This is a genomic window from Radiobacillus deserti (genome assembly GCF_007301515.1).
GTDB lineage: Bacteria > Bacillota > Bacilli > Bacillales > Amphibacillaceae > Radiobacillus > Radiobacillus deserti.
Genome location: NZ_CP041666.1, coordinates 938,290 through 950,911 on the forward strand (window position 1 = coordinate 938,290; position 12,622 = coordinate 950,911).

The following is a 12,622-nucleotide window of genomic DNA, read 5'->3' on the forward strand; positions in this document are numbered from 1 at the left end:
ATAGGAGGTATCCCTATTGGATATTCTGAAAAAAGTACAGGGTGTACGTGAGGAACAGGAAAAGCTTCAGTGGGAAGGAACGTTGGTGGATTACCTCGAGCTATTGAAGGAGAAGCCGTATTTGGCTCAAACTGCTCATTCGCGTGTATATAATATGATCAAGCAAAAAGGAATTGAAGAAGTAGATGGGAAGAAGACATATAAATTTTTCGGGGATGAGTTGTTTGGTCTCGAGGATGCTTTGGAAAAATTAGTAGAAGAATATTTCCACCCAGCAGCACGAAGGTTGGACGTTCGAAAGCGGATTTTACTATTAATGGGACCCGTTAGTGGTGGGAAATCCACGCTGGTTTCCCTGTTAAAGCGAGGCCTTGAAGAATTCACATATACGGATGAAGGTGCGGTCTATGCCATTAAAGGCTGTCCCATGGCCGAGGATCCCCTCCACCTTATTCCACAAAATTTGCGGAAAGACTTTGAAGAGGAATTCGGAATCCGAATTGAAGGGAATTTATCTCCGTTAAACCAATTGAGATTAGAAGAGGAATACGGTGGGAAAATCGAGGATGTTCGGGTCGAACGGATTTTTTTCTCCGAGGATAAACGGAAGGGAATTGGAACATTTAGTCCTTCTGATCCGAAATCTCAGGATATTGCCGATCTTACTGGTTCCATTGATTTTTCCACAATCGCGGAATATGGATCTGAATCTGATCCACGCGCTTATCGATTCGATGGGGAGTTAAATAAAGCGAATCGAGGAATCATGGAATTCCAAGAAATGCTAAAATGTGATGAAAAATTCCTCTGGCACTTACTGTCTTTAACCCAAGAAGGGAATTTTAAAGCAGGAAGATTTGCCTTAATATCTGCCGATGAATTAGTTGTAGCCCACACGAATGAAACTGAATATCGTTCATTCATTTCCAACAAAAAAAACGAAGCCCTCCATTCCCGGATGATTGTCATGCCGGTACCTTACAACTTGAAAATCAGTCAAGAAGAGCGAATCTACGAAAAAATGATAAAAGAAAGTGATATCAGTCATGTTCACATTGCTCCACATACCCTAAGAGTGGCTGCGATGTTTACCGTTCTTACTCGCTTAAAGGAATCCGATAAAGCAAATATTAGCCTGTTAAAGAAGATGTACTTGTATGACGGTCAAAATGTAGAAGGCTTTAGTGATGCTGATTTACAGGAAATGAAAAAGGAGTTTTCCGACGAAGGAATGTCAGGAATTGACCCGCGGTATGTGATCAATCGAATTTCCTCCACCATTATTAAACGAGATATGGAATCGATTAACGCCTTAGATGTTCTCCGTTCTCTAAAAGACGGCTTAGATAGTCATGCTTCGATTTCCAAAGAAGAAAAAGATAAGTATTTGGATTTTATTTCTATTGCTAGAAAGGAATACGATGAAATCGCAAAAAAAGAAGTTCAAAAAGCATTTGTTTACTCGTATGAAGAATCTGCGAAAACATTGATGGATAATTACTTGGACAATGTAGAAGCGTTTTGTAACAAGGCTAAGCTGACGGATCCATTAACTGGGGAAGAAATGCATCCAGATGAAAAGCTTATGCGTTCGATTGAAGAGCAAATCGGCATTTCTGAGAATGCAAAAAAAGCATTTCGCGAAGAAATTTTAATCCGAATTTCAGCATATGCACGGAAAGGGAAAAAGTTTGACTACCAATCTCATGAACGATTGAGGGAAGCGATTCAAAAGAAATTGTTTGCAGATCTTAAAGATGTTGTTAAGATTACGACATCTACAAAAACACCGGATGAACAACAATTGAAGAAGATGAATGAAGTGGTTGCAACTTTGATTGATGAGTATGGATATAACTCTACATCCGCTAATGAGTTGCTTCGCTATGTTGGTAGTTTACTAAATCGCTAGCTTAAAACCTCCTGGCTTGAGTCAGGAGGTTTCTCATGTTCACAAACTATCCATTGTATTCCTGTACGCATCCGCCTATAATGTGTGGTAGTTTATACAAGTTGAAGGAGTGGTTATAGTTGAAAAAGATATGGACAGTGCTTGCCTTGCTTTTATTATTTGCCCCAACGGTACAAGCTCATTCTGTTTTAATAGAATCAAACCCAGCGGAAGGGGCTACGATGCAGGAAGAGCTATCACAGATTTCGCTTACATTTAATACGAAAGTAGAAGAAGGAAGCACGTTTACCCTAGTAAGTGGAGATGGTCAAGAGCTTACTCCATTAGAAGTGAACATTCAAGATAGTGTATTAACTGGTACATTTGATCCGCCTGTACCGAATGCCGATTATACGGTGGAATATGATGTGATTGGAGCGGATGGGCATCCGATTGAAGGTTCCTATACCTTTTCCGTTGCAGTAGAAACGAATGAACAGGAAGCGGAAGAACCAGAAGATGAAACGATAGAGGATGATACAAAAACGGAGGATACTTCAGAGCAATCTTCTGAAACTGATCCAGAGGAGGCATCTACTACAGATAATTCTGAAGAGAATTCTACAAACTGGGTAGCGATTGTCGTAATCGCAGTTGTTGTAATCGCATTAATTGTTATACTCGGTGTTAGTAGAAGAAAGTCGAAGGGAAGATAGCTGTGGAATCCATTATGAATAGTGTGGTCATTTTTACGGAAGTATTTCTATATGTAAACTTCGCTATTTTAATGGGAAGTTTGATTGTACAAGTCGTACCTAATACGAGTAAACCTACCATATTAACATCCAAATTTTTATTAACTGGTAGTGCTTTGCTTATTCCGGTTTTGTCATTATTTCCTATATTGGAAACGACATTTATTCTTGGTAATGGAATCGGATTTATGCCAGTGTTTACTAATATTTTGTCTTCCTTTGAAGTAGGAAAAGCATGGACATTCACGCTAATTCTTACGGTCGTGTTACTTGTATTGTTTTTGACAGTTGATGTGACAAAGAATAAGACAGGAACGGTTCTAGCTATTGGATTAACCGTTCTATTAGTGTTCACTACTGGATACGCAGGACACGCTTCGTCCATAACGAATTGGAGTGGATTCTTTGCACATTCCTTTCACTTTTTAGGTGTTGTTGTCTGGACTGGAGTAGTAGGTGTTGTTGCCTGGTTTAGTCGAACAACGACAGGAGATCAGTGGAATAATTTTGTTCGTTGGTTCACACCATTAGCTATAACGTGTTTAGTTGTCCTTATCGTAGCGGGGTTTTTTACGATGAAGATAGATATTAACTCTTATGAGAATGCAGATGCACCATGGTATGATGAATATAGGAATAGCTTAGTCATTAATTACGGACAAGCTCTTCTAATCAAGCATCTATTATTTATACCACTTCTCGTTTTTGCATTTATTAATTCGTTTATTATTAAGAAACGGGTTAAGGCAGCATCATATAATCCGATTAAGTGGTTACGAGCAGAGAGTGTGTTCATCCTGTTTGTATTAGTGGCGACTGCATACATGGGGAATGATTATCCACCACATCAAGTGGACAATTTGATTGAGACATCTGGTGCTTCCCCATTATTTAACTTATTTCATACTCAGGCTATACAAACACCTGTTTTAGTAAGCTTGCAATTATCCTTAGTTCAATATGTATTGTTTGGACTAGCTGTCGTTTCCGCAGTCTCTATGATTATACTAGCTAGAAAAGAAGTAAAGCCAACCTTGTCTCTTCTTCTCGGGATTTTATTTGTCTTAACCACTTATGTAGCATTAATGACTGGTCTAAACGCATAAGATCTAAAAGTAGTCTCCAAAAGGATACTACTTTTTTTGGTTTTACTCTGTGATACCGTCGCTTAGGTAAACGTCTATTTTCCTAGGTACAAGTTGATATGCATTTGCCTATTACATAGGATGTGGGGAGTAAAATAAAAGGGGAGTGCTGTAGTATGTATGATTGGAATCGTTCTTGTTGCGAGAGCAGTCAACCTTATTCACAACTAGAAACGGATAAAAGATTCTTTTTTCCTTGGTTTCCAAACCAAGGAGGTGGAAGCGCGTTCGGACCACCGAGTTCTCCACCACCAATTGAACCTGGCCAATCTCCACAAGCGGGACCGCCTTCCGAACCACCACCATCTTTTGTACCTCAACAAACACAACAGATTGGGACCTTTGCGGTAGACCCAGGCGGAATACGTGGATGTTTATTCCGTTTCACGTATGTTTGGCTAGATAGATTTCAACAGTTTTGGTTTTACCCAACCTTCGTTGGTCGTACCTCGGTTGCAGGCTATCGTTGGAACGGCTTTAGATGGATGTATTTTGGCATAGATTTGAATCGAATTGATTCCTTTACTTGTGTGTAATACAAAAGAGGTTGAGACAAAATATTGGAAGCAATGAAAAAAACGAACAATTATAAATAGTGCCTATACCCCGCTCCGGAAATATACGACGCTTTCCGCGGGCGGCTGGTGAGCCTCCTGTGCTGACGCACGGTGGGGTCTCACCGATGCCTTTACGTATATTTTCGTGGCTAGTATAGGCTGTTGTTCGGCTTTTCGGCTTATCCAATTCGTTTTGTCCCAGCCCCTTTTACTTCACATAATAATAATCCAAATAATAATCGCCAATACAATTCTGTAAATAGCAAACGGTACGAGTTTTACTTTGTTTATTAGCTTTAAGAAAAAGCGTATGGCTAACAATGCAAAGATAAACGCACTAATAAAGCCAACAAGGAAGAATGGAACAACATCCATGCTAAAGTACTGCCAGTTTTTATAAAGGGAAAGTCCGCTTGCTCCAAGCATAATTGGGACGGCCATTATAAACGTGAAATCCGAGGCAGCTCTATGATTTAACCCAACGAGCACACCACCTGAGATGGTGGATCCAGACCGTGAGAAGCCTGGCCATAAAGCTAAACATTGAAAGAGCCCCATTAGAAAAGCTTGCTTTAGTGAAATGTTTTCTACCGCTTCAACTTGAGGGTTCTTGGGACGAAAGTAATCGGCTGCAATCATAAGAACAGCACCTACTACTAAACCGATCAAAACCGTTTCTACCGAAAAAAGATGCTCGTCAATAAAATCTTCAAACAGAACACCAAGGATTCCTGCAGGTAATATCCCAACGAAAAGCTGGATTAAAGATAGGCGAGTTGTTCCAGGTTGTTTTGTTTTTAAGAAAAATCGTTCCAAGCCAAGCATGTTAATGAATTTATCTTTGAAAATAAACACGACCGCTAAGATGGAACCTAGTTGAATCACGACTTTAAACGTATTCGCTACTTCTTGGCTATAAAGCTCGTTCGATTGAAATAAAATATCATCAAAAATAATCATATGCCCAGTAGAAGAGACGGGGGCAAACTCCGTTAATCCTTCGACAATACCTAATACTAAGGCAACAAATAATTCCCACATATTTAAAGGTTTCTCCTTTTTATTTGATTGTGAAATCCACAAGAAGAATTGTACTATTTTTCTTTTGAAATAACTATACCTATTTTATATCCTCTTCATTTCGGAAAAGGTATAATATGGAGGAAAATATGTACTAAGAGAGATGAGGGACTTATTTGGAAGCTTGGGTTACAAATGTTATTACAGAATACGGTTATCTTGGTGTATTTTTAACCATGGTATTGGAGAATGTGTTTCCGCCAATTCCTTCTGAGGTTGTACTTCCTTTTAGTGGCTTTATGACAACGAAGACGGATTTATCACCCATTATAATGATTGCCACAGCGTCATTGGGTTCTATTGTCGGTGCCGTCCTATTGTATTGGATTGGTTCTGCATTAAACGTAGAACGTTTAGCAAGAATTGTAGAAAGATGGGGACATATCTTTCGTCTGAGAAAAGAAGATGTAAGAAAGGCAGATGCTTGGTTTGACCGATATGGAATTTGGACAGTACTGTTTTGCCGAGTAGTTCCACTTATACGTAGTCTTATTTCTATTCCTGCTGGGATGTCCGGTATGCCATTTTCTTTATTTTTATTATTTACGTCCATCGGAACACTTGTCTGGAATACAATTCTTATTTATATAGGGGTAAACTTAGGCGCTGCATGGCCAACAATCGTCGGATATATGGATGTTTATTCCAACTTTATATATGTACTATTAGGCATCATCATTATTTTGGCATTCGTTTGGTATCGCAAATTAGTGAAAAAGCGGAAAAACTCATAAAATTGAGGAAACAAGGTTAACAGTTTGGTAACGAGGGTAGAGTACTTTTGAATAGATAACAGTTAGTATGAAAATACATTCAGCAACAGCATCTCATTCTTATAGAACTCCCCCCTTTTCAAATAGTAGGAATTTTCCTTTAAAAGAAGAACCATTTCTTGTTGTTTACCGTTTGGAAATAAGGTATATTAGTTGATGTAGTAATAGGACAGTTCTATAATAATGAATGTTGGAGAAAGCGAACTTCTAATGGGGGTATAAGACGTGACACAGAAAGAATCTAGTGAAAGATTCTGGGGAAATTTTCATGGTCCAAACATGGGGTATGTAGAAGAACAATATGATCTATACAGAGAAAATCCTGAAGCTGTTGATTCATCTTTAAAAGAGATTTTTGATCAATACGGAGAACCTGTATGGCTCAGCAATTCCGGACAAGAAGTACAATCTGTTCCAACACAACGAAATGATCAGGATATGAAAAAGGTAACCTCGGCAATCAAACTTGTGGAGGCTATTCGTCGTTATGGTCATTTGGAAGCGGATATTTATCCAGTTGGAAAAGATAAAAATCGTAAGTCCGAGCTCGTCCATGAAGAAACATATGGCCTAACGAAAGCAGATTTGGAAGCGATTCCTGCCAATTGGGTATGGGACCATCATTTGTCTTCCGTGAGAACGGCTTGGGATGTTGTTTCTACATTAAGACATGCCTATGCAGGTACGATTTCCTTTGAATATGATCATGTGAACAATGACGAAGAACGAAAATGGTTGCAAGATCACATCGATTTTGGCTCCTTCCATTTAACACTTTCGGAGGAAGACAAAAAAGGCTTGTTACAACAAATTGTGGACGTAGAAGGGTTTGAAAATTTCTTAGCCAAAACGTTCGTTGCACAAAAACGCTTTTCCATTGAGGGACTAGAAGCTATGGTTCCGATGCTGGACAAAATTGTGCAGAATTCTTTTTACGATGAAACAGAAGAAATTTTAATGGGTATGGCACATAGAGGTCGTTTAAGCGTACTTGCCCATATTTTAGGAAAACCATTTGATAAGATTTTTTCCGAATTCCACTCAGCAGATAAGGAATTAATTCCTTCTCCAGGGTCTAGAGGAATCACGTACGGTTGGACGGGTGACGTAAAGTATCACTTTGGGGCAGAGCGACAAGCTGGAGCTGAAAAACCATCTCCAACACGTATTACACTTGCTCACAATCCATCCCACCTCGAGTTTGTAAATCCTGTCGTAGAGGGTTCTACAAGAGCGGCACAAGACTTCAGATTCCAAGCGGGAGCACCGGTTCAAAACAAGAATAAGGCAATTAGCATACTCATTCATGGGGATGCCGCATTTATTGGAGAAGGCGTTGTAGCCGAAACTTTGAATTTAAGTAGTCTACCAGCCTACCAAACAGGTGGAACCATTCACTTAATTGCGAATAACTTAGTTGGTTTTACAACTGGCCAAGAGCAAGGAAGATCGACTCGTTATGCAAGTGACCTTGCAAAAGGGTTTGAAATTCCAATTATTCACGTGAACGCGGATGACCCAGAAGCTTGTATCGCGGCGGTTCAACTAGCATATCAATACCGGAAAGAATTTAACAAGGATATCTTAATCGACTTAGTTGGATATCGTCGATATGGTCATAACGAAATGGATGAACCACGTTCGACACAACCGCACTTATATAAGGATATTGATAATCATGCTACGGTAACTTCTATCTATGCAGAAAAGCTTCAAAAAGAAGGTACGATTCAAGAAAATACGCTTGAGGACATGAAGCAAGCTGTAGAGAAGAAGTTGAAAGATATTTATAACGATATGAAGGAAGATCGTCCAGTAGATCCAGAGGCTGAACCAGTACCGGAAGCCTTAATGATAGATTTGGATGAGATTGAAACAGCAGTCCCATTAGAAACGTTACGAAAGCTAAATCGAGACCTATTAAAGCGTCCAGAAGGATTTAATGGCTTTAAGAAAGTAGAAAAAATCTTAGAACGTCGCGCAAAAGTATTAGATGACGGGAATAAAGCGGATTGGGGAGCTGGAGAGGCTCTAGCTTATGCTTCTATCTTAAAAGAAGGCATTCCAATTCGACTAACAGGACAGGATACAGAGCGAGGAACATTCGCGCACCGTCACCTCGTTCTCCATGATGTGGAAACTGGTGAAAAATACTGTCCTATGCATGGAATAGAGGATGCAAACGCAACGTTTGATATTAATAACAGTCCATTATCGGAGGCTGCAGTTCTTGGATTCGAGTATGGATACAGTGTTCAGGCACCGAAAACACTCGTATTATGGGAAGGTCAATTTGGTGATTTCGTCAATGCTGGCCAAGTATTGATTGACCAATTTATCGCAGCTGGTCGAGCGAAATGGGGCGAAAAGTCAAACATGGTACTTCTTCTACCACATGGGTATGAGGGGCAAGGTCCAGAGCACTCTAGTGCTCGCTTAGAACGTTTCTTGACACTTGCTGCGGAAAATAACTTGATTGTTGCGAATGTGACATCTAGTGCACAATATTTCCACTTGATCCGTCGCCAAGCTTCGTTAGTAGATAGTGATTCTGCAAGACCACTTGTAGTGATGTCACCTAAAAGCTTGCTTCGAAATCCGCTTGTTGCATCAGAAGCGAAAGAGTTTAGTGAAGGTCGATTCCAATCATTAATGACACAACCGGGACTACCGAAGACGACGAAAAAAGCGAAACGTCTTGTAATCGGTAGTGGTAAAATCATGGTGGATATTCAAGAGGCCATGGAAAAATCCGATAAGAAATATGAGGATATTCATGTGGTACGTGTAGAGCAAATTTATCCGTTCCCACTAGGAGAAATTGAAAAAACGTTAAAAGGCCTACCGAATGTAGAAGAAGTTGTTTGGGTTCAAGAAGAGCCTAGGAATATGGGTAGCTGGAATTTTGTGAAAGAACCGTTATTCCAACTACTAAATGGGGAAAAAGAACTGAAGTATGTCGGTCGTTGTGAACGTTCCGCTCCTGCAGTTGGAGATCCTAATATTCACAAAACAGAACAAAATCGGATTGTTAAAGAAGCTATAGAGCTGTCTAAAGGAGGAGATTCCAAGTGAAGGAAATTAAGGTCCCAGAGTTAGCAGAATCTATTACAGAAGGTACGATATCTCAATGGTTAGTAAAAAAAGGTGATAAAGTCGAGAAAGGCGATCCGGTGTTAGAGCTAGAGACTGATAAGGTCAATATTGAAGTTAATTCTGACTACTCTGGTGTTGTTGCGGAGCTTCTAAAAGAAGAAGGGGACGACGTTGAAGTTGGGGATATCATTGCAAAAGTAGATGAAAATGGAGAAGCTGGTGGAGCTGCAGAAAGTAGCACAGAAGAACCACAAGAAGCTAGCAAACCAGAAGTAAAAGAAGAACCAAAAGCATCTGAAACTTCTAAACAAATTACGGAAGACACAGCTTCCTCTGATAAAAGAGAAGTTGTAGCCTCTCCAGCAGCGCGTAAGCGTGCAAGGGAACTAGGTATTGATTTGAGCACGGTTCAAGCCAAAGATCCACTTGGTCGTATCCGTCCAGAAGATGTTGACGCTGCAGCTAGTGGTAACAGCCAGCCGAAGGAACAACCGAAAAAACAAGAAGCACAATCTGCTGAGAAAACAGAATTTGATAAACCAGTGGAACGCGTGAAAATGTCTCGTCGCCGTCAGACGATTGCCAACCGTTTGGTGGAAGCACAACACAACGCTGCAATGCTTACTACGTTCAATGAAGTAGACATGACTTCCGTTATGAAACTAAGAGCAGAACGTAAAGATAAGTTTGTAGAGAAACACGATATAAAACTAGGCTTTATGTCCTTCTTTACAAAAGCAGTTGTAGCTGCACTTAAAGATTTCCCATTAATCAATGCGGAAATTCAAGGTAATGAGCTTGTGATTAAGAAATTCTACGATATTGGTATTGCGGTATCTACAGATGATGGACTAGTAGTTCCAGTCGTTCGTGATGCTGATCGTTTAGACTTTGCTGGTATTGAAAGAGAGATTGCAACGTTAGGGAAGAAGGCTCGTAATAAAGAGCTTCAACTTGGTGACTTACAAGGTGGATCCTTCACGATTACCAATGGAGGAATCTTCGGATCTCTATTATCAACACCTATCATCAATGCACCACAAGTAGGTATCTTAGGGATGCACTCCATCCAAAAACGTCCAGTGGTAATGCCAGATGATAGCATTGAAGTACGTCCAATGATGTATATTGCATTGTCTTATGACCACCGAATTGTCGATGGAAAAGAAGCAGTACAATTCTTAGTTCGTATTAAACAACTTCTTGAAGATCCATACGATCTTTTACTAGAAGGATAATCATTAGATACTAAATGAGCACACCCAGTTGGGTGTGCTCATTTATTGTTGCTATTAAATATAGAAACTCATAGGCAAGGTTGATTTCCGCTGCGGGTAGTTGCTTTCCGCGGGCACGGCTTCAGTCTCCTCAAAAAGCAAAAAGCGCTTTTCTGCGGGGCCTTCAGACTCGTGCGGTTCCCGCTGGAGTCAACTACCCTCCGCTACAATCAAAGCATGGATTCATTAAAAGCAGCTTTATTATTCGAGCGCATTTAGCGTACTAATCATCAATATATTCTTATCTACTACTTCTTTAAAGGCGTTGACTAGACAATCCACAGCCTCTTAAAATCCACTTGTCCGAATGATTCTAAATGTATGCTTTGAATCATTGGGTGGAAGATTCGGTTTTTGATTGGGTGTTGTAAGAAGATTAATAAGTGTTCCTTCTTGATGAATGCTTCAATTTCCTCGATGATTTCCTCACGTTTGTCCTTATCTTCTTCTCTTTTGAAGCATTCCAAGTGATGATCAATGATTGCTAGCTGATCATCACGGAAAAAGCGCCGAAAAATGAGTACATGATTGTAGAATGCTCCTAAGAACGATAAATGAAAGTCGAGGGTAGAAACTTCCCCCATTAGTAGAAGGTCCGCATCCTGATCAAACGAAAATTGATAAAAGTCTTCCAGATTAAAATGGGAGACAGACAAATGAATGCCATACTGTGCTGCATGCTTTTGTAGCCATCTTGCTTCTTCTTTGGCATTCGGAAAATCTAAGGAATAAAGTTGAAGCGTTTCCCCTTGGTAATTAGCTTCCTTGAGTAGACCTTCAATTTTATTAGTATCCCTTTGGCGTGGTTGGGATTTCCAAGGGAAAAAGCTACTCGCTTCTAAAACCTCTTCCCGACCTAATTCCTTTTGAATTTGTTGTACATCCATTAAATGAAAGAGTGCTTCCCGAAAGGCTAGGTGGTGAACGACCGTAGTCTTGCGAAAATTAAAAGCTAGAAACCGGAAGCCTACTTCCACTTCTCGTTTATGAATCCCTTCTTGAATGTCGTCACTTGTATGTATGTTGTAGGAGACAGTTTGTGCAGTTTCGGAAGGTATTTTCCAAAACTCTACTCGGTCTAAAAAAGGTCTCTCTAGAAAATAAGAGTCGAAGGCCTCTAATACAATTCGCTTATTATTTCGTTCTTTTAACTGAAAGGCACCAGTACCGATCCATTGTGAATCATCAAATGGAACATCCTTTGGCAGAATAGATAAATTTGAGGATGATAGATATCGTAAGAAAAATGGATTGGAATTTCTCAACTGAAACCGTATAATATACGGACTCACACACTCCATTTTTTTAATATCCTTTACCATCCAAAAGTAAGGAGAGCTTTTCGTAAATCGACGGAATGTATAGGCTACATCCTCACTTGTCATAATTCCTTGATGATGAAACCGAACCCCCTTTCGAAGATAAAAGGTCCACTCCTTATAAGTATCATTGACTCTCCAATGATGGGCTAAATGTGGCATAATCTTATCTTGCTTTTGATCATAGATGACAAGAGAATCCCCAAGCTGTTTAATCATATGATTCTCAAATGTTATCGAGCTATGAACAGGATCCAATGTACTTAAATCTCTAGCCAAAATTGTTCGCAATATATCTTTATCCTGATGGTTCGCTTGCATACCAAAAAGGGTCCTTACATCTCGAGATACGTTTGTAACCCACGCTTTTGGAATTGGGAGTTGAAGAAGCTGAATTAACTCTTCAGGCTTTTGCTGTTCCATACACCACCTAGCAAATGTTCGAATTTCTTCTCGAAACGGCTGCTGAAATACTAGGGTAGAAGTATTGCCTCTTCCTTTCCCAGGTATATAGGTACATTTACCTTGCTCCACGAGCTGGTGAAGCTTTCGTTTTACATTTCGTTTTGTACAAAACCAGACTTCTTCAAGCTCTTCTAGCTTGAAAGATACAGCTAAGTCTTGTTCACGTATTAGTAGATGAGCTCGCATGGCAAAATAAGATAAATCCATTAGGTTCACTCTCCATAAAAGGGGACATAATTAATTTAATTATACCCTTTTTATCCC

Annotated in this window: 9 protein-coding genes; 7 read left to right on the top strand and 2 right to left on the bottom strand. The window is 39.8% G+C overall.

The features are described 5' to 3' along the window. The first annotated feature begins 16 nt into the window (after positions 1-16). From FN924_RS05050 to FN924_RS19240, 4 genes are all read left to right on the top strand, one after another. Complete coding sequence (locus FN924_RS05050) at positions 17-1,912, top strand: PrkA family serine protein kinase (protein WP_143892351.1); 1,896 nt, start codon at positions 17-19, stop codon at positions 1,910-1,912. A 119-nt stretch (positions 1,913-2,031) separates the two neighbouring features. Beyond that, positions 2,032-2,607, top strand: coding sequence for a copper resistance CopC family protein (locus FN924_RS05055; RefSeq protein ID WP_143892353.1), 576 nt, complete (start codon positions 2,032-2,034; stop codon positions 2,605-2,607). 2 nt (positions 2,608-2,609) lie between these two features. Beyond that, positions 2,610-3,752: a copper resistance D family protein gene (locus tag FN924_RS05060; protein ID WP_143892355.1), complete on the top strand. Its 1,143-nt coding sequence runs from the start codon at positions 2,610-2,612 to the stop codon at positions 3,750-3,752. A 155-nt stretch (positions 3,753-3,907) separates the two neighbouring features. Then, positions 3,908-4,327: a hypothetical protein gene (locus FN924_RS19240; RefSeq protein WP_228409575.1), complete on the top strand. Its 420-nt coding sequence runs from the start codon at positions 3,908-3,910 to the stop codon at positions 4,325-4,327. Between the two features lie 234 nt (positions 4,328-4,561). Here the strand turns inward: FN924_RS19240 and FN924_RS05070 are convergent, their stop codons facing one another. Further along, positions 4,562-5,389 (bottom strand): undecaprenyl-diphosphate phosphatase, encoded by an 828-nt coding sequence (locus FN924_RS05070; RefSeq protein ID WP_143892357.1) that lies wholly within the window; start codon positions 5,387-5,389, stop codon positions 4,562-4,564. A 155-nt stretch (positions 5,390-5,544) separates the two neighbouring features. On the opposite strand from FN924_RS05070, the gene FN924_RS05075 reads away from it, so the two are divergent. From FN924_RS05075 to odhB, 3 genes are all read left to right on the top strand, one after another. Further along, on the top strand, positions 5,545-6,162 hold the full coding sequence (locus tag FN924_RS05075) for a DedA family protein (RefSeq protein ID WP_143892359.1): 618 nt from the start codon (positions 5,545-5,547) through the stop codon (positions 6,160-6,162). Between the two features lie 264 nt (positions 6,163-6,426). Next, on the top strand, positions 6,427-9,276 hold the full coding sequence (locus FN924_RS05080) for a 2-oxoglutarate dehydrogenase E1 component (protein ID WP_143892361.1): 2,850 nt from the start codon (positions 6,427-6,429) through the stop codon (positions 9,274-9,276). Continuing rightward, complete coding sequence (gene odhB, locus FN924_RS05085; protein ID WP_143892363.1) at positions 9,273-10,535, top strand: 2-oxoglutarate dehydrogenase complex dihydrolipoyllysine-residue succinyltransferase; 1,263 nt, start codon at positions 9,273-9,275, stop codon at positions 10,533-10,535. Before FN924_RS05080 ends, odhB begins: the two co-directional genes overlap by 4 nt. Positions 10,536-10,843: 308 nt before the next feature. Here the strand turns inward: odhB and FN924_RS05090 are convergent, their stop codons facing one another. After that, positions 10,844-12,565, bottom strand: coding sequence for an ABC transporter substrate-binding protein (locus tag FN924_RS05090; protein ID WP_143892365.1), 1,722 nt, complete (start codon positions 12,563-12,565; stop codon positions 10,844-10,846). Positions 12,566-12,622 lie beyond the last annotated feature (57 nt).